The organism is Rhizobium sp. TH135 (genome assembly GCF_002855515.1).
Classification (GTDB): domain Bacteria; phylum Pseudomonadota; class Alphaproteobacteria; order Rhizobiales; family Rhizobiaceae; genus Allorhizobium.
In genome coordinates, this window is record NZ_PKRP01000002.1 from 311,353 (window position 1) to 335,550 (window position 24,198).

General features: G+C 62.2%; 20 protein-coding genes and 1 tRNA gene. 11 read left to right on the plus strand and 10 right to left on the minus strand.

Annotated features, from left to right (window positions below):
- The first annotated feature begins 46 nt into the window (after nucleotides 1-46).
- The 4 genes from C0V73_RS06555 (at nucleotide 47) to C0V73_RS06570 (ending at nucleotide 4,136) form a co-directional block, all read left to right on the plus strand.
- Nucleotides 47-1,147, plus strand: a complete 1,101-nt coding sequence (locus tag C0V73_RS06555) for a polyamine ABC transporter substrate-binding protein (protein ID WP_102019201.1) — start codon at nucleotides 47-49, stop codon at nucleotides 1,145-1,147.
- Nucleotides 1,148-1,231: 84 nt separating this feature from the next.
- Nucleotides 1,232-2,386, plus strand: a complete 1,155-nt coding sequence (locus tag C0V73_RS06560) for an ABC transporter ATP-binding protein (protein WP_102019202.1) — start codon at nucleotides 1,232-1,234, stop codon at nucleotides 2,384-2,386.
- Between the two features lie 12 nt (nucleotides 2,387-2,398).
- Nucleotides 2,399-3,304 carry an ABC transporter permease subunit gene (locus tag C0V73_RS06565; RefSeq protein ID WP_102019203.1) on the plus strand — a complete coding sequence of 302 codons (906 nt, stop codon included), beginning with the start codon at nucleotides 2,399-2,401 and terminating at the stop codon, nucleotides 3,302-3,304.
- A gap of 10 nt (nucleotides 3,305-3,314) precedes the next feature.
- Nucleotides 3,315-4,136 (plus strand): ABC transporter permease subunit, encoded by an 822-nt coding sequence (locus C0V73_RS06570; protein WP_102019204.1) that lies wholly within the window; start codon nucleotides 3,315-3,317, stop codon nucleotides 4,134-4,136.
- Nucleotides 4,137-4,157: 21 nt separating this feature from the next.
- Here C0V73_RS06570 and C0V73_RS06575 read toward each other — a convergent pair whose 3' ends face one another.
- Together C0V73_RS06575 and C0V73_RS06580 are read right to left on the minus strand one after the other, a co-directional pair.
- Nucleotides 4,158-4,400: a DUF6460 domain-containing protein gene (locus tag C0V73_RS06575; protein WP_245407896.1), complete on the minus strand. Its 243-nt coding sequence runs from the start codon at nucleotides 4,398-4,400 to the stop codon at nucleotides 4,158-4,160.
- An 84-nt stretch (nucleotides 4,401-4,484) separates the two neighbouring features.
- Nucleotides 4,485-6,356, minus strand: a complete 1,872-nt coding sequence (locus C0V73_RS06580) for an AsmA family protein (protein ID WP_102019206.1) — start codon at nucleotides 6,354-6,356, stop codon at nucleotides 4,485-4,487.
- Nucleotides 6,357-6,505: 149 nt separating this feature from the next.
- Here C0V73_RS06580 and C0V73_RS06585 point away from each other — a divergent pair, with 149 nt between their 5' ends.
- Nucleotides 6,506-8,458 carry an acetoacetate--CoA ligase gene (locus tag C0V73_RS06585; protein WP_102019207.1) on the plus strand — a complete coding sequence of 651 codons (1,953 nt, stop codon included), beginning with the start codon at nucleotides 6,506-6,508 and terminating at the stop codon, nucleotides 8,456-8,458.
- Nucleotides 8,459-8,701: 243 nt separating this feature from the next.
- Here the strand turns inward: C0V73_RS06585 and C0V73_RS06590 are convergent, their stop codons facing one another.
- Nucleotides 8,702-10,276: an iron ABC transporter permease gene (locus tag C0V73_RS06590; protein WP_245407921.1), complete on the minus strand. Its 1,575-nt coding sequence runs from the start codon at nucleotides 10,274-10,276 to the stop codon at nucleotides 8,702-8,704.
- A gap of 202 nt (nucleotides 10,277-10,478) precedes the next feature.
- Complete coding sequence (locus tag C0V73_RS06595) at nucleotides 10,479-11,120, minus strand: LysE family transporter (RefSeq protein WP_102019208.1); 642 nt, start codon at nucleotides 11,118-11,120, stop codon at nucleotides 10,479-10,481.
- A 338-nt stretch (nucleotides 11,121-11,458) separates the two neighbouring features.
- On the opposite strand from C0V73_RS06595, the gene C0V73_RS06600 reads away from it, so the two are divergent.
- From C0V73_RS06600 to C0V73_RS06610, 3 genes are read left to right on the plus strand one after another with little or no spacing between them, the layout of a single operon-like run.
- Entirely contained in the window at nucleotides 11,459-12,940 is a 1,482-nt protein-coding gene (locus tag C0V73_RS06600; RefSeq protein ID WP_102019209.1) for a DUF4173 domain-containing protein, read from the plus strand.
- Nucleotides 12,941-12,986: 46 nt separating this feature from the next.
- Nucleotides 12,987-13,685 (plus strand): response regulator transcription factor, encoded by a 699-nt coding sequence (locus C0V73_RS06605; RefSeq protein WP_102019210.1) that lies wholly within the window; start codon nucleotides 12,987-12,989, stop codon nucleotides 13,683-13,685.
- Entirely contained in the window at nucleotides 13,682-14,704 is a 1,023-nt protein-coding gene (locus C0V73_RS06610; RefSeq protein ID WP_102019211.1) for a HAMP domain-containing sensor histidine kinase, read from the plus strand. The genes C0V73_RS06605 and C0V73_RS06610 overlap by 4 nt, the downstream gene beginning before the upstream one ends.
- A gap of 18 nt (nucleotides 14,705-14,722) precedes the next feature.
- Here C0V73_RS06610 and C0V73_RS06615 read toward each other — a convergent pair whose 3' ends face one another.
- A complete protein-coding gene (locus C0V73_RS06615) occupies nucleotides 14,723-18,430 on the minus strand; it encodes an ATP-binding protein (RefSeq protein ID WP_102019212.1) in 3,708 nt (1,235 codons plus the stop codon).
- A 248-nt stretch (nucleotides 18,431-18,678) separates the two neighbouring features.
- Here C0V73_RS06615 and C0V73_RS06620 point away from each other — a divergent pair, with 248 nt between their 5' ends.
- The 3 genes from C0V73_RS06620 to C0V73_RS06630 all read left to right on the plus strand — a co-directional run bounded on the left by C0V73_RS06620 (nucleotide 18,679) and on the right by C0V73_RS06630 (nucleotide 19,848).
- The gene (locus C0V73_RS06620) at nucleotides 18,679-19,119 is read left to right on the plus strand and encodes a phasin (protein ID WP_102019213.1); all 441 of its coding nucleotides are present in this window, start codon (nucleotides 18,679-18,681) and stop codon (nucleotides 19,117-19,119) included.
- 164 nt (nucleotides 19,120-19,283) lie between these two features.
- Nucleotides 19,284-19,360: transfer RNA gene (locus C0V73_RS06625), tRNA-His, on the plus strand.
- Nucleotides 19,361-19,545: 185 nt separating this feature from the next.
- Nucleotides 19,546-19,848: a PilZ domain-containing protein gene (locus C0V73_RS06630; RefSeq protein WP_172450081.1), complete on the plus strand. Its 303-nt coding sequence runs from the start codon at nucleotides 19,546-19,548 to the stop codon at nucleotides 19,846-19,848.
- Here C0V73_RS06630 and C0V73_RS06635 read toward each other — a convergent pair.
- From C0V73_RS06635 to C0V73_RS06655, 5 genes are all read right to left on the minus strand, one after another.
- Nucleotides 19,835-20,134 (minus strand): DUF6074 family protein, encoded by a 300-nt coding sequence (locus tag C0V73_RS06635; protein ID WP_102019215.1) that lies wholly within the window; start codon nucleotides 20,132-20,134, stop codon nucleotides 19,835-19,837. The two genes, C0V73_RS06630 and C0V73_RS06635, sit on opposite strands and share 14 nt — an antisense overlap.
- A gap of 149 nt (nucleotides 20,135-20,283) precedes the next feature.
- Nucleotides 20,284-21,138: a DUF6671 family protein gene (locus C0V73_RS06640; protein ID WP_143708312.1), complete on the minus strand. Its 855-nt coding sequence runs from the start codon at nucleotides 21,136-21,138 to the stop codon at nucleotides 20,284-20,286.
- Nucleotides 21,139-21,321: 183 nt separating this feature from the next.
- Nucleotides 21,322-22,425 carry a branched-chain amino acid aminotransferase gene (locus tag C0V73_RS06645; RefSeq protein WP_102019217.1) on the minus strand — a complete coding sequence of 368 codons (1,104 nt, stop codon included), beginning with the start codon at nucleotides 22,423-22,425 and terminating at the stop codon, nucleotides 21,322-21,324.
- 158 nt (nucleotides 22,426-22,583) lie between these two features.
- Entirely contained in the window at nucleotides 22,584-23,189 is a 606-nt protein-coding gene (locus C0V73_RS06650; RefSeq protein ID WP_102019218.1) for a HupE/UreJ family protein, read from the minus strand.
- Between the two features lie 97 nt (nucleotides 23,190-23,286).
- Nucleotides 23,287-24,168: a LysR family transcriptional regulator gene (locus C0V73_RS06655; RefSeq protein WP_102019219.1), complete on the minus strand. Its 882-nt coding sequence runs from the start codon at nucleotides 24,166-24,168 to the stop codon at nucleotides 23,287-23,289.
- Between the last annotated feature and the right edge of the window lie 30 nt (nucleotides 24,169-24,198).

The window sequence follows — 24,198 nt, forward strand, 5'->3', positions numbered from 1 at the left end:
TGGCACCGGGGGCTCCTTGCTCCCGCAGGCTGGAACAGGAGAAAAAATGAAGGCTCATTTCATCCGTACGGCGTCGGTAGCCCTGGCGACGATCTTCATCGCATCGGCTGTCCAGGCGCAGGAACGCGTCGTCAACGTCTACAATTGGTCCGACTACATCGACGAATCCGTCCTTGCCGATTTCACCAAGGAAACGGGCATCAAGGTCGTCTACGACGTCTTCGATTCGAATGAACTGCTTGAGACGAAGCTTCTCGCCGGCGGCTCGGGTTACGACGTTGTCGTGCCGACAGCGCCTTTCCTCGCGCGTCAGATCCAGGCCGGCGTTTTCCAGAAGCTCGACAAGTCGAAGCTGCCCAACCTCACCAATCTCTGGCCGATGGTCAGCGAGCGTCTGGCGAAATACGACCCCGGCAACGAATACGCCGTCAACTACATGTGGGGCACCACGGGCATCGGCTACAACGTCGCCAAGGTCAAGGAAGCGCTCGGCGCAGACTTCACGGTCGACAGCTGGGATGCGATCTTCAAGCCTGAGAATGCCGAGAAGCTGAAGTCCTGCGGCATCAACATCCTCGATGCCTCGGACGAGACTTTCGCCATTGCCATGAACTATATCGGCAAGGACCCGGACAGCAAGGAAACGGCTGATCTGGAAGCCGGTGGCGAAGTCTACATGAAGATCCGCCCCTCGGTGCGCACCTTCAATTCTTCCGCCTATATCGACGATCTCGCCAATGGCGACGTCTGCGTGACGATCGGCTGGTCGGGCGACATTCTGCAGGCGAAGGCTCGTGCCGAGGAAGCCAAGAATGGCGTCGAGATCAACTACGTCATCCCGAAGGAAGGCACCTACATGTGGTTCGACAACATGGCGATCCCCGCGGATGCCAAGAACGTTGCCGAAGCGCATGAGTTCATCAACTTCCTGATGCGGCCCGACGTGATCGCCAAGGCCTCCAACTATGTCCAGTATGCCAACGGCAATCTGGCCTCCAAGGATCTGCTTGATCCGGAAGTGAAGGACAATCCGGCTGTCTACCCGCCGGAAGATGTCATGGCGAAGCTCTTCACGATCTCGCCTTACGGCTCGCGCGAACAACGCGTGCTGAACCGGGTCTGGACGACGATCAAAACCGGTAGCTGATCAAACACAAATCGCCGGGCGCCAAAAGCGCCCGGCGATTTACTTGCGGATAGGGGCAACAAGAATAACGGCTGGGATCGGGTAATGGCGAAGACACTGGGGCCTGTTAAGCGTAAATTCTCTCCTTGGACTGATCCGGATGCCGTACCGTTCATCCGCTTCGAAAATGTCACAAAGCGTTTCGGCGATTTCATCGCGGTCGACAATCTGAGCCTGGATATCTACGAGCGCGAGTTCTTCTCGCTGCTTGGACCATCGGGCTGCGGCAAGACCACTCTGATGCGCATGCTCGCCGGCTTTGAGGCGCCGACATCCGGCCGTATCCTGCTCCAGGGGCAGGATCTCTCCGGCGTGCCGCCCTACAAGCGTCCCACCAATATGATGTTCCAGTCCTATGCGCTCTTCCCGCATATGTCGGTCGAAAAGAACATCGCCTTCGGCCTCGAGCAGGACAATCTGCCGAAGGCCGAGATCGAGGCCCGCGTTCAGGAAATGCTGAAGCTGGTCAAGCTCGACCAGTTCGCCAAGCGCAAGCCCAATCAGCTCTCCGGCGGCCAGCGCCAGCGCGTGGCGCTCGCCCGCTCGCTCGCCAAGCGCCCCAAGGTCCTGCTCCTCGACGAGCCGCTCGGCGCGCTCGATCGCAAGCTGCGCGAGGAAACCCAGTTCGAGCTGATGGACATCCAGACCAAGCTCGGTCTCACCTTCCTGATCGTCACCCATGACCAGGAAGAGGCAATGACTGTGTCCGACCGCATCGCGGTCATGGACAAGGGCATCCTCGTCCAGGTGGCAACGCCCGCCGAAATCTATGAGGCACCGAATTCGCGTTACGTTGCGGACTTCATCGGCGACATCAACATCCTTGAGGCCAAGGTCGAAACCAAGGAAACCCATGGCGCCGCCGAACTCGTCCACATCGACAGCGAGGGCGTGAAGATCACCGTCGATCAGGCCTGCGAAGCGGTGAAGGGCGATGCAGTCGCCTTCGCGATCCGCCCGGAAAAGGTCCGCATCTCGACCACCGCACCTGAGGGCACTGTGGCCAACTCGCTGCATGGCGAGGTCTGGGATATCGGCTATCTCGGGGACTTCTCTGTCTTCATCGTCCGGCTCGACGATGGCCGCATGTTCCGCGCAGCACAGGCCAATGTCGCCCGTCTCGTCGATCGCCCGATCACCTTCGGTGACATGGTCTGGTTGTCCTGGTCGGCCGATGCCGGCCTCGTTCTGACCCGCTGAGGAGGGCGCCCCATGGCCGATAGTGTCACCGCCTCCAAACCAGGGTTAGCCCGCTGGCTGGTCGTCATCATTCCCTATCTCTGGATGGTGCTGTTCTTCCTGACGCCCTTCCTGATCATCGTGAAGATCTCGCTGTCCGACACCGAGATTGCCATGCCACCCTATACGCCGGTGCTGGAAAGCTTCTCGGCGATTGGCGATTTCATCTCGCAGCTCGACTTCGAGAACTATCTCTTCCTCACGGAGGACCCACTTTACGTCAACGCCTACATGTCCTCACTGCGGATCGCGTTGATCTCCACCCTGCTGCTGCTGCTGATCGGCTACCCCATGGCGCTCGCCATGGCGCGCGCCTCCGTCTCCGTTCGACCGACCCTGGTGATGCTGGTGATCCTGCCCTTCTGGACCTCCTTCCTGATCCGCGTCTACGCCTGGATCGGCATCTTGAAGCCGGAGGGCCTGCTGACCGTGCTCCTGCAGTCAGTCGGATTGATGGACGAGGGAAGTCAGGTGCAGATCTTCCGCACCGAAATCGCCGTCTTCATCGGCATCGTCTATTCCTATCTGCCCTTCATGGTGCTGCCGCTCTATTCGGCCCTCGAAAAGATGGACGGCACGCTGCTGGAGGCAGCAAGCGATCTCGGCTGCCCGCCCTGGAAGGCCTTCTGGAAGATCACTTTCCCCCTCTCGATCCCTGGCGTCATCGCCGGCTCGATGATCTGCTTCATCCCGATCACAGGCGAATTCGTCATCCCCGATCTGCTCGGTGGCGCCGATACGCTCATGATCGGCAAGACGCTGTGGACCGAGTTCTTCGGCAATCGCGACTGGCCGCTTGCCTCCGCCGTTGCCGTCCTGCTGCTCCTCATTCTGGTCGTGCCCATCGCGATCTTCCAGAACCAGCAGCAGAAAGTGTGAGGGCGGACCGATGAGACCTGGAAAATTCGACGCGACGATCCTGACACTCGGTTTCGCCTTTCTCTACATCCCGATCCTGATCCTGGTGATCTACTCCTTCAACGAGTCGAAACTGGTGACGGTCTGGGGCGGCTTTTCGCTCAAATGGTATGGAGAGATGTGGCGCAATGACGGGCTCATGAGTGCGGCCTGGGTGACGCTGCAGGTCGGCCTTCTGAGTGCGACGCTCGGCACGATCCTCGGCACGCTCGCGGCCCTGACACTCGTTCGCTACACGCGCTTTCGCGGCAGGCTGCTCTTCTCCGGCATGGTCTATGCACCACTCGTCATGCCCGAGGTGATCACCGGCCTGTCGCTGCTCTTGCTCTTCGTCGCAATCGGTATCGACCGAGGGCTGATGACGGTCGTGATCGCCCACACCACCTTCACCATGTGCTACGTCGCGATCGTCGTGCAGTCTCGCCTGCTCACCTTCGACACGAGCCTCGAGGAAGCAGCTCAGGATCTCGGCTGCCCGCCGGTCAAGACCTTCTTCAAGGTCACCCTGCCGCTCATCCTGCCCGCCGTCATTTCCGGGTGGATGTTGGCCTTCACGCTGTCCCTGGACGATCTCGTGATTGCGAGCTTCACCACTGGTCCGGGCGCCACGACCCTTCCGATCAAGATCTATTCGCAGGTCCGCCTCGGGGTCACGCCCGAGATCAATGCCATCTGCACCATCCTGATCGGCATTGTCACCATCGGCGTCATCATCGCCTCCATCGGCACCAAGCAGCGCGAACTCCAGCGTCAGCGGGACGAGCACGTCGCTGCCCGTGGCACCTTGGCCTGAAGCTCTTGAAGGCTGCCCCGGTCAACCCCGGGGCGGCATCAGAAGATAGGTGGTGAGCCAGATCGGCAGGATGACAACTGCCCCCATCACCATGCGCGGCGCGGCCCAGGCAAAGGCCGATATGATGCCATTGTGCAGATCTTGTGCCGTCACGCCCATGCTGTCGAGCACCGCCCTTGGCGTGATGCCGAAGAACGACAACAGACTGCCGGCCAGCAGCGAGGCCAACGCCAGTTTGAAAAACCCCGATAACACTGACTGCACGTCTCGTCCCCCGGATCCCCGACTCGGTCCATTCTAGTATTTGCAGTCTCGAATGAAACAGCAGGCGAGGCCAGGGCGAGACCTTTATTGACCCGTGACGGGAACGGGCGGGATGGGCGAGATCACGGGATCATGCCATGCTCCACCGATGAAGAAGCGCAATGGCGGCGAATCCGGTTGCGGCGCTGTCCCCGGCTGCGAAAGCGTGCCTGTCAGGGCCAGGGCCTGACGGCTATAGGGGATGATCCCGGAAAGGACGAAGGTTTCTGTCTCGCCAACGATCTGCGCCTTGCCCACCTCCGCCGAGCCGTCCGAAAACCGCACGGCTATGTCCAGCGTCTGATAGTCGAACTCCCCCGAACCGGCGGCACTCAGCTGGAAATAGGCACGATCCGACGACAAGCGTCGCAGCCCGTCTGCATTGAAGCCGAGGAGTGCGCCATTGTCGGCACGGATGCTGAGACTGCCCGACATCGCCTCGATATTGCGACGCCAGCCAGGCCCCACCAACTTGGCATTGAGCGTCACCGACCCGATGCCTTTGAGCGACAGGCTTGCGGGCGCTACCCGGGACATCAGCGATCCCAGATCGACGCGGTCCAGCATGATGGCGATGTCCGCGCCCTTGTCGAAGCCCTCGCCGCTGCCGCTGAGCAGCGCGGACAAGGTGCCGCCCATCAACTGCGTGTCTCCGATCACCAGCTTCAGTGACTCGTTGCCACCGATAAGGCTTGCGCCGAGGTCTTCGAGCTGAAAGCTCGCGAACGTCGCGGAACCGGCAGAGAGCCGCATGTCGACGTCGACCCAGCGAGTGAGGCTCGGCAGCCGCACATCGGTGCGGTCCTCGAGACTGATCGACAGCGCCTGCAGGAAATCGTCGAGATTGAGGAGGTCAACCGCCACCGTTCCGCTCAGAAGCGGTTTTGCATCGCCTCGCTTTTTGAGGGTCAGACTGCCGTCGCCGCGGCTGTCATTGATCTCGAATGCCAGGTTGTCGAACCGCCACTCCTCCTCTGCATTTGTCACCTGCGCGGTGAGCGAGGCGGTCTGCCACCGTTCGGTACCGGCGAGCCGCAATCCGAGCGCGGCGGCGGCCTGCGGCACATCCGAGATGCGCAACTCGAGATCGGCCTCATCGAGGCTCGATTGGTTGAGGTCGATCAATCCTTTGACCTGCCCGCTGAGGCCGGGAAGCGTGGCGGAAAGGTCAACCTCGCTGGCGGCACCCCCGAGCAGAAGCAGCGGGGTCGGCGTGGCCAGGGTGAGTGACATGCGACGCTCTGCAACGGTGAACGTCGCCTGACCGGAAAGAGCCGCCGTCAGACGCGGCCAATCGATCTTGGCATTCATCCCGTCAGCCACGACCGTTGAGCCGCTCTTCGCATCGATCAGGGTGACCTCGCCATCGACGATCTCGATCGATCCGATCTCCGGTTCCTCCGCCCCGTCTCGTAGCGGCTCGTCCACCTGCCCGGCCTGCGCACTTCGGACGGCGGCGTTCAAAAGCCCGTCGCCACTCCAGTCCAGCCGGCCATCGATATCCCGCTCGATCCGTATCCGCGGGCGCTCGAAACGGAAGTCGTTGAAGTCGGGCTGGCCTTTCACCGCGGACAAGAGGCTGAACTCGGCAGTGAGGCTCTCGATCTCGACGAAAGGCAGATCGTCACGCCGGATGGTCACGCCTTCAATCGTCACCTCGGGTCGCGGCCAGAAGCGTAGTTCCGATACATCCTCGATGGAAACCGGGTGGCCCGCCCATTGCGCCATGGCAGACTCGATCGCCGAGCGCACCACCGAGCTTGAAATCAGATAGGGGGCAGCGACGCGCAAGGAGATGGAGACGATGGCGCCCAGAGCCAGCACCAGAAGTCCGAGCTTCAGCAGCCGTCGGGTACGACGGCCACGGCCTGCGGATCCAGGGCTTTCAGATTGTCCGGCGCGTCGCAAGAATGTCATTCTGGCCGTGTCCAAGAGCTTCGTCTAGTTCTTGTGGCGGATATAGGAATTCCGCCGCCCGTGCAACGAATGGACGGTCGTCCATTGGTTTCACGGCTTTGTATCGCATTGCGGTATGCTATAGAAAAGACATGACGAGGAGGAGCGGAATGACTGAACAGGTACCCCTTTGGACGCCGTCCGACGCTTTCAAGGCGGCACAGCCCCTGACCCATTTCATGGCCTGGTGCGCCACCCGCGAGGGATTGAGCTTCGCCGACTATGATGCATTCTACGCCTGGTCCATCGAAGACCGCGCATCCTTCTGGTCGGCAGTCTGGGACTATTGCGGTGTGGTCGGAGACAAGGGGGATGTCGCACTCGCCGATGATGGCGACATGCTAAAGGCGCGCTTCTTCCCGAAGGCGCAGATCAACTTCGCTGAGAACCTCCTGGCCCATGCCGGCGATGGCGATGCGCTGATCTTCCGGGGCGAGAACAAGGTCTCAGACCGCTGGTCCTGGTCGCGTCTCACCGCCACAGTCTCCCGCCTGCAACAGGCGCTCGCAGCCATGGGCATCGGCGAGGGCGACCGTGTCGCGGCCATGATGCCGAATATGCCCGAGACAGTTGCCCTGATGCTGGCGGTAACGTCGCTCGGTGCCATCTGGTCCTCCTGCTCGCCCGATTTCGGCGACCAGGGCGTGCTGGACCGCTTCGGTCAGATCGAGCCCAAGCTCTTCATCGCCTGCGATGGCTATTGGTACAATGGCAAGCGCCAGGATGTTGCGGACAAGATCGTCAACGTCGCCGCCAAGCTCGACGTCCCGGTCCTGATCGTGCCCTATGCCGGTGACACCGCAGCACTGCTTGCGCGATTGCCCGACGGGCGCAGCTTCGACCAGTTCATCTCCGGCTTCTCCGTCCGGGATATCGAGTATCGCCGTCTGCCCTTCTCCCATCCGATCTACATCCTCTTTTCCTCCGGCACGACCGGTGTTCCGAAATGCATCGTGCATTCCGCCGGCGGCACCCTGTTGCAGCAGCTGAAAGAACACCGTCTCCACTGTGGCCTTCAGGCCGGTGAGAAGCTCTTCTACTTCACCACCTGCGGCTGGATGATGTGGAACTGGCTGGTGTCAGGCCTCGCCTGCGGCGCGACCCTCTGCCTTTATGACGGTTCACCCTTCTATCCCGACGGCAATGTGCTGTTCGACTATGCCGCCGACGAGAGTTTCGCGATCTTCGGCACCTCGGCCAAATACATCGACGCCGTGCGCAAGGGTGGGCTGACGCCGAAGACCTCGCATAATCTGTCGAGCCTCCGGCTGATGACCTCGACCGGTTCGCCTCTCTCGCCCGAAGGCTTCTCCTTCGTCTACGAGGGGATCCGCGACGATATCCAGCTCGCCTCGATCTCCGGCGGCACCGACATCGTCTCCTGCTTCGTGCTTGGAAACCCGCTGAAGCCGGTCTGGCGCGGAGAGATCCAGGGCCCGGGCCTCGGCCTCGCCGTCGATGTCTGGGATGATGACGGCAAGCCGGTGCGCGGTGAAAAGGGCGAACTCGTCTGCACGAGTGCCTTCCCCTCCATGCCGGTCATGTTCTGGAATGATCCCGATGGCGCCAAATACCGGGCGGCCTATTTCGAGCGCTTCGACAACATCTGGTGCCATGGCGATTTCGCCGAATGGACGGAGCATCATGGCCTTGTCATCCACGGCCGTTCCGATGCGACGCTCAATCCGGGCGGCGTGCGCATCGGCACGGCGGAGATCTATAATCAGGTCGAGCAGATGGACGAAGTGGTGGAGGCGCTCTGCATCGGTCAGGACTGGGAGGACGACGTGCGCGTCATTCTCTTCGTGCGTCTCGCGCCAGGACTGAGCCTCACGGAAGAGCTCGACAAGCAGATCAAGACCAAGATCCGCACTGGCGCATCACCCCGACATGTGCCTGCCAAGATCATTCAGGTTGAGGACATTCCCCGCACGAAATCCGGCAAGATCGTCGAACTCGCGGTGCGCGAAGTGGTGCATGGGCGCCCGGTCAAGAACAAGGAAGCGCTCGCCAATCCGGAAGCGCTTTCCCTTTTCGCCGACCTACCGCAGCTGCGCTCCTGACGAAAATCTGTCCCGAAACACAGCAATTTCAGGGCAATACCTCAAATGTTGGGTAGCTGGGCGACCCGCCCGGTAAGTTTCTCTTAACTGGCATTCGGCAAGACTGAGCCCAACTTGGAGATGCGCGATCAGACACGGCGAGGCCTCGCCTCCGACAGAATGTCGATCGCTCGACCACTCCGGTTCGACAGCATTGACTAAGGGCGGCTTCGGCCGCCCTTTTTTTATTCGGGATGACGTTGATCAGCGCTTTTCGTCGAGCGAGCGCGACACCAGGATGACGGGAATGAGGCCAGCCGCGATGATGATCATCGCGGCCACGGACGCGTCCTGCGCCATGCCGCGCGAGGCATCTTCGTAGATGAGGGTCGCCAGCGTGTTGAAGTTGAAGGGCCTGAGCAGGATCGTGGCCGAAAGCTCCTTCAGCGTCTCGATGAACACCAGCAGCGCAGCCGTCAGCACTGCTGGCCGCAGGTTCGGCAGAAGCACCTGCCGCAGCGTCTGCAGACCCGATCGGCCAAGCGTCCGGGCCGCCATATCCAGATGCGGCGAGAGCTTCTGGAAGCCCGCATCGACGGTCCCCTCTGCCATGGTCAGGAAGCGCACGGTATTGGCATAGACAATGGCAAAGCCCGTACCGGATAGGAGAAGGCCCGTCGAAATGCCGAAGCTCTGGCGCAGCCATCCATCCAGCGCATTGTCGAAGGCTGCAAGCGGGATCAGCACGCCGATGCCGAGCACGGTGCCGGGAATGCCGTAACCGAGGGCGGCCAGCCGTCCGGCCCCCTTGGCGAGACGCGAGCGATCAGTGCGCGCGGCATAGGACAAGACAAAGGCCAGAACCACCGTGATCAGCGCCGCCGCCGACGAGACCAGCGTCGAATGCCAGAGCGCGTCCAAGAGGCGCGGTTCGAGAAAATCCTCGATGCGCCGCAGGGCAAATCCACCGAGAACGAAGACGGGCACGAAGAAGCCGATCAGGATCGGGACCGAGCAGAAGAGCACGGCAAGCGCCGCCTTCATTCCGGTCAGCCGAAGCCGCACCGCATCCGGCACGACCGCCGTCGTCTTGTGGCTCGTGAAACGCTGACGTCGACGCGCCATGCGCTCGACGATCAGGAGACCCGCAACGATCACCAGCATCACGCAGGCAATCTGCGCCGCACCGGCAAGGCTCCCCCGATTGAGCCAGGTATCGTAGACCGAGAAGGTCAGCGTCTGCACGCCGAGATATTCCACCGCACCGATATCGTTCAGCGTCTCCATCATCACCAGCGTCAGGCCGATCATGATGGCGGGCCGCGCCATCGGCACCTGGATGCGGGCAAAGACCCGCAACGGGCAGGACCCGAGCGTGCGGGCAACATCCGCTGCCGCGCGGCCCTGCATCAGGAACATCGAGCGGCAGGCGAGATAGACGTAAGGATAAAGCACCGCCGACATGACCAGCACGGCACCCGAAAGCGACTTCACGTCGAAGAAACTGTACTCGCGGGACGAGGTGTAGCCGAACAGCGCTCGATATCCGGTCTGCACGGGGCCCGTGAAATCGAGGAACTCGCCGAAGGCATAGGCTGCCAGATAAGAAGGAATGGCCAGCGGCAATACCAGCGCTGGAGAGAGGAGCCGCCGAAGCGGAAACTCGCAAGCCGCCACCAGCCAGGCACTCCCGATGCCGACCACAGCCGTGACGATCCCCGTGAACAGCAAAAGCCAGAAGGTGCGGATCCCGGCCCGGGGGATGACATTCGTCATCATGTGCTGCCAGTTCTCAGGGTCCGCCGAAAAGCCGATGACGAAGATGGCGACGATGGGCATGGAGACGATTGCGGCAGCGACGAGTGCTGCGACGGTCGCCGTACCAATCCGCTTTCCGGCGGGTGCACCGGAGGAAATGGCGGGGTGGGCTGTGCCCGGGCGCGGGAGTGTGGACAAGCGATCGGCCCTTGCAAATGCGGGAATGGCTTTCCTCTAGCCGAAAGCGGCAGCGATGGAAACCTGCCGGAAGGTCACGCCTGTCTTACCGGCGCAGAACTGCCAGACTTTCGCCAATCAGCCGAAGCCCGAGCGCGCCGATCACCGCTCCCGCCAGCCGGTCGACCCAGAGTTTTCCGTTGAGATAGGCCTGCTGCGATCGCGGCGCTGAAAAGGCAATCGCGACCACGGCATACCATCCGGCCTCAATCAAGAGGATCAGGGGAGGCAGGGAAAGAACAAGTGCCAGCGGCGGTTCCTGCGGCATGAGAGCGGCGAAGATGCTGGCATAGACCACGGCGGTCTTTGGATTGCTGACCTGGGTGACGAGACCGAGAACGAGCGCCCGCGGAACGCTAATGGAGCCGCGTCCATTGGCAGAGGCAAGCTCAATCGGTTCACGTGCGCCACGCCAGATAGCGATGCCGAGATAGACCAGATAGAGCCCGCCGGCGCATTTCAGAACGAGATAGAGCCACTCGACCTTTTCCAGAAGCGTAACGAGGCCGGCCAGTGCCAGGACGGCGAAGAACGCCCCGCCAAGGCCCATGCCGATTGCCGCCGCAAGGCCATGCAGGCGGGAGTTCCCCACCGAAATACGCGAAACCAGCACGAAGCTCGGGCCGGGACTCATCGCACCGATCCCAATCGCAATCATGATGCCGAGGAGAACGCTGAAGGTTGCCATGCCGATGTCGTCTCCGTCCGGGGTCCGCTTGAGTGAAGTCAGAGGCTATTGGGCGCAAGGCGCGCTTGCAAGTCCTCTGCCAACGGTCGGTCAAGCCAGGACTAATCCTCACAAGCTGCGCGTCATCTGCACAGGATCTGCAAACACCGTCTGCATTCTGCGCCCATGACCTCACCCCGCAACGATCCCGATTTCCCCATCCCCCGCTTGCCGGCTCGCCTCATCCGGGAGGGTTGGTGGCTCGTGGATGATCCCCCGCAGCTGCGTCCCGATCCACCAGACGCGCCGGCCGGATCCGCGTGCCTCAGCCTCCCATCGAAAGAACACAGGAGCACAATGTGCCGAACAGTCATTCCCTTCTCCCGCGATTGAAGGGGCATCTCGCTCCTCTGCTGCTCGTCGGTTTGGTCGTTGCCGCAGACTTTCTGTTCTTCGGCCAGGAGCCGGGCATCAACCGCTTCGTGTTCTGCCTGCTGCTCGTGGCCTCCATCGTCCAGGTGGCACGCGTGGTCAGGCCGACGAGGGTGGCGCGTTTTGCCTTGCTGGCGCTTCTGTGCATGCTGCCGATGATCGAAGCTGCGACGCTTTCTTCGCGGATTGTATCGGCCTTTGCGATCACCCTGCTGGCGCTGGCGGCGGCAGGCCTGCTGCCGCGGTTGCCCTCCGCCATTCCCCCCGTTCTGGCGAGGTTCACACTGGCCATCCCGCTTCGAACCATCCGTGGCACGGGACGGCTTATGACGGCCGGAACGATCCCGGCAACCGCCCGCGGCATCGGCACTGAGCTTCGCTTCTGGGTCTTGCCGCTGGCGCTCGGCACCATCTTCGTCGGTCTCTTCGCTGGCGCCAATCCCCTCATTGAGCGCGCCCTTCATGCGATCGACCTCGCGGCGCTCCTGTCTTACATCAATATCCAGCGCATCTTCCTCTGGTCGGTGATTGCCGTCATGGTCTGGTTTCTCCTGCGCCCGAGGCTCGCCCGTCGCTGCTGCCGCAACCGCGCTGATACAGACATCCGCATCGGCAGCGCCTCGCATATCAGCGAGCCCGTCGTGCTCCGGGCGCTTCTGCTGTTCAACCTGCTTTTTGCAATCCAGACCGTGCTGGACGCGGCCTATCTCTGGGGCGGTCTCGACCTGCCGGAAGGCATGTCCCATGCCCAGTACGCCCATCGCGGCGCCTATCCGCTGGTGGTCACGGCGCTGCTTGCCGCCCTCTTCGTGCTGGTGGCCATCGGGCGCGGCGAAGATGGCGCCCGCGCGCGCCTGATCCGGGGCTTGGTCTATCTCTGGATCGGCCAGAACATCCTGCTTTGCATTTCAGCCATCCTGCGGCTCGACCTCTATGTGGAAGCCTTTTCGCTGACCGGCATGCGCGTGGCTGCAGGGCTCTGGATGCTTCTGGTCGCTATTGGCCTTGCGCTGATCATGATGCGGATCCTCCTCGACAAGAGCAACCTCTGGCTCTTTGCGACAAACGGCGCGAGCCTTTTGGTGGTGCTCTACGGGGTGGCTGTCACCGATATTCCAGCCTATGTCGCAAGCTACAATGTTCAGCATTCCAGCGATCTGGATGGTGGCGGCGAGTGGCTCGATGATTACTATCTGCGTTCCCTCGGCCCGGCGGCCCTCCCGGCGATCGATTTCTATCTCGAACGCGCTTCGTTTCACCACATTCCCCAATTCAAGCTGGCACGCATGAAAGAACTGCGCAGCGACCTTCTGTTCGATTTCCGGATCCGGTCACGTGATTGGCGAAGCTGGACATGGCGGGCCCAGAGGCTCGAAAATTACCTCGCAAGGTCCGGGACGGCAGATTAAGAGCATTGGATCAGGCAGGCGGAAGGCGCGGCGGAGGGGCAGAGACATGCAGCAGATACTGGTGGTCGACGACGAGCCGCATATCCGCGATGTCATCTGCTTTGCCATTGAGCGGGCCGGTATGCGGCCGGTCGTCGGCCGGTCGGGCCAGGAAGCCCTCACGGCCTTTCGTCGCGCCCGCCCCGATCTCGTCGTGCTCGACGTTGGTCTCCCTGATATCGACGGCTTGGAGGTCTGCCGCGAAATTCGCAAGACCTCCGCCTTGCCGATCCTTTTCCTGTCGGCGCGCGACGAGGAGATCGATCGCATCCTCGGTCTCGAAATGGGCGGCGATGATTACGTGACGAAGCCCTTCAGCCCGCGCGAACTGATCGCCCGCATCAGGGCTATTCTCAAGCGCACCGGGACGGGCAATGGCGCCGCCGATGCCTCGGCGACACTGACTGTCGGCGAAGTGGTGCTCGATCGGGCAGGACGAACGGTCCACCTGGCCGGCTGCGCTCTCCAGGTGACGGCGCTGGAGTTCGCCATCCTCGACGCCCTTATGACCAGGCCTGCCATGGTCTTCACCCGCGAGCAGCTGATGCAGGCTGCCTACGATCCCGGCGTCCATGTCTCCGACCGCACCATTGACAGCCACATCCGCAACATCCGCGCCAAGGCCGCCGAAGTCTCCGCCCAGCCGGTCATTGCGACCGTTCACGGGGTCGGCTTCCGCTTTCACCAGGCCGGTGCCGCATCATGACATCACGCCTGATCATCACTCCCAAATGGCGCCCGCCGCTGGCACTCGTCATCTATTCCGTCCTGTTGACGGTGATGGCTCTTCCCGTCCTCCTGCTGGCCTGGTTTCGCCCGGCGGCACTCGATGTGAAACCTTTGAGCATCACGGAGCTCGGAGCCCTTTGTGTCGTCCTCGCCTTCACCGTGGTCATTGGCTACGTGCTCGTCCGGGCCATCAAGGCACCGCTCGATGCCCTCGTGGCGCGCAGCCGGGAGATCGCTCTCGATGGCCGCGAAGCCATCCGCCCGCTCGAAAGTTATGGCACCCGCGAGGTTGCCACACTTTCCCAGGGCATTTTCGATCTCGCTTGCGATCTGGTGGAGCGAACGGACTATGTCCGAACCTTCGCCGCCCATGTCTCCCATGAGCTGAAGTCGCCGCTGACCGCCATCGCCGGTGCGGCAGAACTGTTGCGGGAGAGCGAGACGGACAGCGAGCCGATGACGCCCGCGCAGCGACGCCTGTTTCTCGACAACATCGTCTCCGACGCCCGCCGCCTTGACCGTTTGCTGATCCGCCTGCGCGAGCTCGCCCATGCCGAAACGCCCGTTGCCGGCGGCAGTTCGCAGCTTTCTGGCGTCGTCACGACACTCGCCGGGCGTTTCCCGGATCTGCAGATTGTCAACGACGGAGCCGCGCCAAGATCGGTCCCCTTGCCGGTTGAGGCAACGACGATCGCCTTGGCGAACCTGGCGGAAAACGCGCTCCAGCACGGCGCGACACGCGTGACACTTACGCTGAGCGAAGACGCGGGCGGACTTCATCTCCGGATAGAAGACAACGGATCCGGCATTCCCATGGAGACCGCAGACGTCATCTTCCGCCCCTTGTTTACAACCCGCGCAGAGGAGGGCGGAACGGGCATGGGGCTCCGCATCGTCGAGGCAGTGCTTGCCGCCCACGGAGCGACGATCCGACTTGATCAAGCATACCTAAACGGTGCCGCCTTCGAAATCACCATGCCGCGCGAGGCCTGCTAAGCGCCGCCCGCACGGACCTCAATCGGCCAGCACGCGCGGCGAGGGGAAAGTCACCTCGACCAATGTGCCTTCGTTCGGCGTCGAGGAGATCGCAAACTGTGCCCGGTTCGCATCGACCATGGCCTTGGTGAGCGGCAGGCCAAGACCCGTGCCGTCGCCACGATTGCGCGGCGTGCCGGTCGAGACCTGGCGGAACGGCTTCATCGCCTGCTCCAGCTCGCTGCGCGACATGCCGATGCCGGTATCACGGATGCGCAGAACCACGCTGCCATTCGGTTCATAGGCCGACGACACGATGATCTGCCCGCCGGACGGCGTGAAACGGATCGCGTTGGCCAGAATGTTGAGCACGATCTGCTTGATCGAACGGCCATCTGCCACGACGTTCGGAACGGCCTGCGACAAGGCTGTCCGGATGATCACCCGCTGGCTGTTTGCCTGCGGCTGCACGATCGAGACTGCCGCCTGCACCATCTCGTTCAAGCCCACGGAGGAGAAGTCGAGCTCCATCTCGCCGGCTTCGATCTTCGAGATGTCCAGGAGGTCGTTGACGATGTCGAGCACATGGCGGCCCGAGCGCACGATGTCATGGGCATATTCGCCGTAGCGCGGATGGCCGACCGGGCCGAAATGCTCGTTCGCCATCATGTCGGCAAAGCCGATAATCGCGTTGAGCGGCGTGCGGATCTCGTGGCTGACACGGGCAAGGAAGTCGGTCTTGTGCGCGTTTGCCGTCTCGGCCGCCCGCTTGGCGTTGCGCAGCTCTTCTTCCGTGCGCTTCCACTGGGTGATGTCACGGATGACGGCGCAGTAACCGTTCGACGAGTTGAGGCGCCCGATCGTCATGAACAGCGGCAGGAAGCCCCCGGAGGCCTCACGGCCGATCACTTCGCGCCCGTCGTTCAAGACGCTCGCAACGCCATGACCGGAAAGCCCATTTAGATAGTCGAGGATCGACTTCTGGCTTTCATGGGCAAAGAGCATGACGAAGGGCTTGCCGCGCGTTTCCATGTCGTCGAAGTTGAACAGCGCGCTTGCCGCCCGGTTCATCGAACGGATATCGCCGTCTGCATCCAGGATCACGACGCCATCGGTCGCCGTCTCCAGGATCGAGCGCAGCTCGTCCACTTCCACCTTGAGGCGGGTGACTTCTACCGTCTGGACCGGTGCCGCGACAGGCGCTGGTGTGACCACTGCCGGCTCGGCATCCGGCTCCGGTTGCGTCTGCAGTTCCGGCTGGGCGATCAGCGCCAGCATCAGCGCGCTCGTTTCCTCGAACCGCACCGACTGCAGCCGTGCAGTGACCGGCAACAGGCGATCATCGGCACAGAGCGCCACGACCTGGCCGGCCTCGTCGCCGGGTGTTTCGAGATCACGGCGCTGGATCAGCGTGTCGAGACCACCGGCCTCTTCGAGCTCGGCAAGGGTCTTATAGCCGGTGAGGTTGAAGAATTCCGGATTGGCATGGATCAGCCGGTCGCCGACATGGACGAGCAGCGCCACGGGCATCAGGTCGATGATCTCGGCCGTCAGGCTACGCTCGCGCTTGCCCGTCGGACGCTCAATCTGCGGTTCCGGCAACGGCGGCTCGACTGCGGCAATCGGGGCTGCAGGCGTGGCCGGCGGTTCGGGTGCCTTCACGACCGGAGCGGACGCCTCAGTGCGCAAGACAGGTGGTTCCGACGCCGTCAGCGACTGTTCCACCTTGGCGCGGAGCCCCAGCGGATCGAGCTTGCGCGCGATCTCCTGGAAGGCAGCCTGCTCACCCGGCGTCAGGCTGTCGCGCTGGCGCTGACGATGATCCTGCAATTGCACAACCTTGTCCGGCATAGCAGGCTTGCGCGGTTCCATGACCCGGAGCACCGGCGGCTCGAAGCCGGCAGGCCTCGGCGCGGGTTCGTCGATCTGGTGCGTCGGCGCGGCTTCGATGTCGTCTTCAGCCTCAGGCGCCTGGTCGTCGCCGCTGTCTTCCGCGTCGTCTGCCAGAGCTTCAAGCCTCTGCTCACCCGCTTCTGCAACCTGTTCCTCGACGAAGTCTTCCGGCGGATGGTTCTCGCCTTCGCTGAGCTCGCTCAAGAATTCGGCCAGCTCTTCGGCCCGTTCACTGTCGGTCAAAGGCGGCTCGTCGGAGAATGCGTCCGCCGAAACCTCAGACTCGACGAAGGTCATGCCGATCGCATCGGGATCCTCCTGCGCATCCGCGACGCGCACGATGCCGAAGCCACGGAAACCGTCAAAATCGCGATTGCGCGTATAGGTCGGAAGGGCCGCGAGATCGACCGGAACCACAAGCGTCGTTCCCTCGACCGGCCAGTAGATCGTCTTGCCCGACCACGTGTCACGCTTCTTCAACAACTCGCCGATCTTGCCCTCGGGATCAAGGTTGAAGAGAGCGGCGAGATCCGAGAAGGCAACACCGTTGATATCGGCTGCACGCGGGCCGACGGCCTGGGCAAACTCGGAGGAGACCTCGCTGAAGCGGCCTTCCGAATCGATTTTCCAGACGAAACGTGTCGCGCGGCGGTCCTGGCTGAAGATGAAACGCTCTGGCTCTGCAACAGGTGCAGGCGTTACTGGGGGAGCCGACAGGCGAGGAGCCTGCACCGGCTCGACGACAGGAGCGGGTTCCTCTGCCACGATCTCAACAGGAACGGATGCCTCCTCGTCCAGCGTCTCGGGGCTCTCCACCGTCTCGACCGCCGCGCTCTCAGGCTCCGGCTCGACGACATCATCAGCCTCTTCCGGCGCGATATCGTCTTCCGACGCATCATCATCGGCGACGTCGATCTCGTCCAGATCGTCCGTTCCGGCCTCGATTTCCTCGATGTCACCGATCGCCGCCATCACGCTCTCGAACGGCACAGCAGGCGAGGGCATGTCTTCGGCATGGGCCGGAGCTTCCGCTTCGGTCTCATCGGCAGACTGTATGTCGAGATCGCCGGCCGACGGCGCGCTGACGTCATCCGCAACCGTATCGTCGGCGCGAACCGGCTCGGCCACTGCGATCGGAAGGTCTTCATCCGCGTCGTTCGAAAAATCGTCGCTCGGGTCCATCTGGCCGAGGATCGTCTCGACCGTGAACAGGAGGTGCAGGCCGGGTTCATCGGCGATCTTGCCGATCGCGGCGGGCAGATAGCCGCGGCCCGTCGGGATCGGACGCTTCACCAGCCGGTCGGCATCGGCTTCGACAAGGTTCACCAGCATGCGCGCCGTCTGAGGCGTAATGCCGAGACCGGCAAAGCCTTCGGAGCTCGCGACCAGACCGCCGTCTCCGTCGAGGACGGCCATATGCGTATCGGGATCGTCGAAGCCGCTCATCAATTCGAGAGCAAGCTGGCGCAAGCTGCCATCGGTGCGCTTGAGCGGCGGCACGGCAAGCAGGATCGTCGGTTCGCCCTTGCGGATTTCCACGCATTCCGCGACCGCCGTCACCGGCACTTTCTGGAAACCGGAGCTGATGCGCAGCATCAGGCTGCGCGTATCGCCTACCGCCACCAGCTGCTGGGTCGCTGTCTCGATTTGCCGGAAGGTGATGTCGCCACGATTGGGACCTTCCTCGAGAAAGTCGTAGATGGACGGGGCGCCGAAGAAGCGCGCACCCGCGCCATTGCACCAGAGCACCCGCTCCAGACGCGGCGCAAACAGCACGAGCGCCTCGCCGCGCGCCAGGCGCGGTCGTATGAGGTCGTGCACGGCGACGTCGATAAACGGATATTGAGCGGGCATTTCGGGACCTGTCACTTCATGGCCTGCAAGCAAATTAACAGATTTTTAATAGCTAGGCAGTGCCTTTGGGTCCAGAAAGTGGGGCGCCTTTCGGTTGGTAAGGTTAATCCGGCCGGATTATCAACATGCAGAAAATCTAATTGTGCAGTGCACAATGATATTGCAATGCACAATATCCGGTGCTATATAGGGTTCATGAATGAAACATGAGGGGTCACCAAGGATCCCGCGACAAGAGGAAATGCGCCATGAACACCAAGGATATCTTCTCTTTCTCCTCCTTCGATCCTTCGAAGATGCAGGAAAGCTTCCGTGACTTCGCCGAAAAGGGTGCAGCCCAGTCGAAGGAAGCCTATGCCAAGATGAAGTCTGCCACGGAAGAAGCCACGAAGACCGTGGAAGCCACCGTCCAGACGGCTCAGGCCGGCACCGTCGAACTCGGCCTCAAGGCCATCGACGCCATGCGCACCAATGCTGATCTTTCGCTCTCCCACATGGAAGCGCTTCTCGGAGTGAAGTCGGTTGCCGAGCTCGTCGAGCTGCAGACCGCTTTCATCCGCAAGCAGGCTGAAGTGACGATCGAACAGGCCAAGGCCATCCAGGAAACCGCCAAGAAGGTTGCCGACACGATGACCAAGCCGGGCAAGGAAGCCGCCGAAAAGGTCATGTCCTCGCTCAAGGTTGCCTGATCGCCTGACGCGACTTCAGAAATCCTCCCAAGGATCTTGGGCCGGGCGCATAGCCCGGCCTTTTTCTTATCCCGAGCCTTTTCACGCAATGCGCAGAAAGGGCTTGAAAAAAAATCCATCTGCTCGTATGTGACCCCTCGACGGCGTCAGCGACGCGGTCATGTGCGGTTGTAGCTCAGTTGGTTAGAGCGCAGGTTTGTGGCACCTGAGGTCGGAGGTTCGAGACCCCCCAACCGTACCATTCTCTCCCAAAGTCCAGATATGTCATTGGCCTATACCCGCAATTGCGTGCTTTGGCAGCGCTGCGGCGCGACGATCGATTAAAATTCGATCCTTTGCGTTTACCCGAAAACAAGGGTTCCGGCACTTCCCGCTTTCTGGCAGCCCCGTTTGATGCTCTGACTATCCCGAACAATGGGAGAGCCGATGGAGCGTCGAAACGAGCAGCGTTCGCTTTGCGAGATGGACGCCCTGGTGCTGATGTACGGGTGCCATTTCCAGGCATCCATATCCGACTGGAGCCAAACCGGCTTGCGACTAGTCCTCAGTGACGGCCTAAGGCTGGAGGAGGCCGAAGCTTTCATCCTCCATGGCAACGCTTTCGGCGTCTTGCATGGCGAAGTCATCTGGTCTGAAGACGGTCAGATCGGCGCCCGAATTCGCAACGCCAGATCTGCCGCCGTCATGCAGCGGCTCGCGCCACAGCTCACCACCCTCATGCCTGCATGATTGCCGAAGACCGGTTGTCTCGGTTCATCGCCACGAGGGCTGTCAGAACAGCCTCCTGGAACGCCAGGATTTCCCCTCCAGCGCGTTCATGCGGACAGCCGAGCGATGTCAACTCGGCGCCGAGCGAACGGCATAGGGATATCCAGTAGCGGTCGGCGCTTGCCCCATTCAGGCGATCCAGCGCCCGTGCGGCCTGATGCACCAGATCCTTCCGGTGCATCAGTGGAAAGAAGTTGAGGGAACACGGTGGTTGGGCGTGTTGATCTGCCTGCAAGGGGAGCTCCATCGGTGCAAGGTTTATGCGTCATGCATGCGACTGCGACACGGTGGGCAACAAGGACTCGGCTTCATTAGAACTTAATAAAAGGCAAATTTGATTGTCAACTTCGGTTGACATATTTCCCCAAGGATTCAGCAGTGTAGGAATGATCCCCGTCAGGGATTGCAGAGCGGACAGTAGGTGGGGTCGGCGAAGGCGCCCTGGGAAAGCTCTTGTTTCTCCTCCGCATCGCAGGAGACGCAGCCATAGACATCGCGGCGAGGCAGGGCGGTCGGGCTACCGCAGAGGCTGCAGGGCAGGCCATATTCGGTCCTAACCTTGCCCCAGCCCGGATGGCAGCAGGTGGCGCAAGGTGTGGCCAGTCGAGATGCCAACTGCGCACCAAGCGCGCCGATCACCTCCCTACGGCGTGGGTTCATGAAGGCGCGCATGTCGGTTTCGATATGCGCCATGCCCTGATCGGAGAGCGTGACAGCCGCCGAGATCGAAGCCTGCAGTTCTAGGTCGTCGCGGATGCCCTTTGCCACCGGCTCGGCCAGCCGGCCCACAGGCGCGACGATCACTCCCTGTCCCGGATAGGCGATCCGTGCGAGGAAGGCCCGGGCATCCGCAATCGAGGCGGCCTGGCAATGGCCGAAGGTCGGACGGTCGTCGATCGCCATTTCGGCGATCTCGTAACCCTGCTCGCGATCGACAAACAGGATCAACTCGCGGCCAGCCGCGAGAAACGGGATGGTCGGGTGCGGCCCGTAAGCGCCTTCGCTGGCGATTGCCGCCTGAAGCCCCGTTTCCTGCATCGCGGCCTGCGCCTTGGCTCTCGCCGCCTCCAGCATTGAGCCGGCGCGGGGGCGATCGCGGGTGAAGGTGCCGAACTGGTCCGTGTCGAGGCTCGACGGCAGGATGAGCTCTATGCCGATGGCAGCCAAGGGCAGTTTCAACACCTGCTCCTTGCCATGCATCGTTGCCATGGCCACCCGCCTTGGAAGCTCCATGCCCGAACTGGTCTTCACATCCTTTATCCCGTTTCCTCGTTTCCCCGTCACATCCGCCATGTGTCGCATCGGATCGAGATTGAAAAATTCATTGTTCGCCGGTCAACGTTCCATTTTCTAGAACGTCGTTGTCTCCAGCAAACGAAAAACCCCGCCACGGGACCGTGGCGGGGTTCAAACTTCGAGGACGCTCTAGAGGTCTCAGACCCGCGTGACTTCCTTCACCCAGCCATGGGCATCGGCAACTGAGCCGCGCTGGATGCCGGTGAGCTGGTTGCGCAGCTTTTCCGTTTCGATCCCGGTGCCGGCATTGCCGATGACGAATTCGCCGCCCGGATGGCGCACGGTGCCGATCGCGGCGACGACGGCAGCCGTGCCGCAGGCAAAGGCCTCACGCAGCTTGCCGCTGCGGGCATCCGCCATCCATTCGTCGAAGGAATAGGGGCGCTCGACAACCTTCAGCCCATTGTCATTGGCAAGCTTGATGATCGAGTTGCGCGTGATGCCGGGCAGAATGGTGCCAGAGAGCGGCGGCGTGACCACGGTGTTGTCGTCCATGACGAAGAACACGTTCATACCGCCCAGTTCCTCGATCCACTTGTGCTCGGCGGCATCGAGGAAGACGACCTGGTCGCATCCACGGCTGGCGGCTTCCTTCTGGGCGAGAAGGCTGGCTGCGTAGTTACCGCCGCACTTGGCCGCACCCGTGCCACCGGGAGCAGCGCGCGTGTAGTGCTCGCTGACCCACAGCGTGACCGGCTTGCTGCCGCCCTTGAAATAGGGGCCGACAGGCGAGGCGATGACGCAGAAGATGTATTCGCGCGACGGGCGAACGCCGAGGAATGCTTCGCTCGCAAACATGAAGGGACGCAGATAAAGGCTGCCTTCGCCTTCCGGAACCCACTTGGCGTCGATCTTCACCAGTTCTTCGACTGCCTTGAGGAACAGCTCTTCCGGCACATCAGGCATCGCCATGCGCTCGGCCGACTTGTTGAAGCGGCGGGCATTTTCTTCCGGGCGGAAGAGCGTGATGCGGCCATCGGCAGCCTTGTAGGCCTTCATGCCTTCGAAGATTTCCTGGGCATAGTGCAGGACGCTTGCGGCCGGATCGACCTGGAACGGCTTGCGGGCGGAAACCTCCGGGCTGTGCCAGCCCTTGTCGACATGCCAATGCACGACCGCCATGTGGTCGGTGAACAGCGTTCCAAAGCCCAGGTTTTCAAAAGCCGCGAGCCGCTCGGCTTCCGGCATGGGCGAGGCATTCGGAACGATCTGGAAGTCGAGAAGTGCGGTATTCGTGGTCATGGAGAGCCTGTGCCTGAGCTGTTCACGGTTGCGCTGGCCACGCCGATGAAACGGTCGCAGCCGGTGCCGTCGTTTGTGCGGTTTGAGCCCGGTTTGTCAACAGAAACCGTGCTATCGCGATGCAGCAAAACGCTTGGTCTGCAGGGCCGGGAGCTGGTTTAGCCCGTCACGAGCCCAAACAGGAACCAGAAGCCGGCAAGCGAGATGGCAGCGCCCAGCGCCTGGACCAGCCGTCCGCCGCCGATTGGCTTCAGCGCCGCGCCGATCGCAATCCCGATCACGTGGATCACGCCGGTCGAGACCACGAAGCCGACGGTAAAGGCGGCCGGGTCGCTGGCGCGGGGTGCCAGGACGCCGTGTGGATAGCCATGCATCAGCGCAAAGGCTGCAATCAGCACCAGCGCCGCCCATTCCGGCGCTCGCCAGGCCGCCGCAATCGCACCACCGAGAACGATGACCGAAACGGCAATGCCGTATTCGATCGGCTGGTCCGGCAGGACGCCGGTCATGCCGATGATCCCGCCCACGCACATGATCATCGGGAAGGTCGCCGGCAGCGTCCAGACCGACCGCCCGCCCATCTGCGCGCCCCAGAGACCGACGGCGAGCATCGCAAGCAGATGGTCAAAACCGGCGAGGGGATGGCCGAAGCCCGAGCCGAACCCGCCGAGCGGCCCGTCCATCACATGGGCCTGGGCGGGAAGTGCCGAGAGAAGTGCGAGCAGAAAGGCGGGAAGGCCGAGATGAAGCAAGGGCTGGCGCATGTCAGTATCCATGGGTGATGAGACCGGTGCAGTCTATCTGCGTCGATCGTGACGGAAAAGCGTCCTCAAAACGCGCTCCGCGCATTGTCCAGCTGCATCAGCTGAAGATCGCCCGATCCTGCTCGACGGCATCCTGCAGGAACTGCACGACCGCCCGAACGCGCACAAGTTCCCGCGCGCTTTCATGGAAGGTCGTCCAGTAGGCCCGCCGGAGCGTGATATCAGGCAGGACGCGCACAAGGCTCTCGTGCTGCCGCGCGATATAGCTGTGCAGGATCCCGATGCCCGCACCCGCCAGCACCGCCTCCGTCTGGCCGATCGCAGACGAGATTTCGAAACCCGCATTCCAATCGCGCATCACCTCGCCGGTGAAGTTCAGCGAGGGGGTGAAGATCAGGTCCTCCACATAGCCGATCCGTCGATGGGCCTTGAGCTCCTCCGGCGTCGTCGGCAAGCCATGCGCTTCGACATAACCTTTCGAGGCATAGAGGCCGAGCGTGTAGTCGACAAGCTTCGACGAAACGAGCCGCCCCTGACCCGGCCGCTCCAGCGTCACGGCAATATCCGCCTCGCGCTGTGATAGCGAAAACGAGCGCGGCACCGGCACAAGCTGGATCTTCAGTTCCGGATGCCGCTCGATCAGCGCGCCCAGCCGCGAGGCGAGGAAGAAGACGCCGAAACCATCGGGGGCGCCGATGCGCACCGTACCGGCAACTTGCGTATCGGTGCGCCCAAGCCTGGCCTGCACCTCCAGCATTTCCGTTTCCATGCGCTCGGCGGAGGCGAGAAAGGCTTCGCCCTCGGCGGTCAGTTCGCAGCCATTCGTGCGGCGGATGAAGAGGCGTGTCTTCAGCGCCGTTTCCAGCGCCGTCAGCCGGCGCGACAGCGTGGCGTGGTTGAGGCCCAGACGTCTTGAGGCGGCCAGAATCTGGCCCGTGCGCGCGACAGCCAGAAAGATGCGAACGTCATCCCAGTTCATGCCAAGGCCTCCTCCGTTCCGCATCTCCAG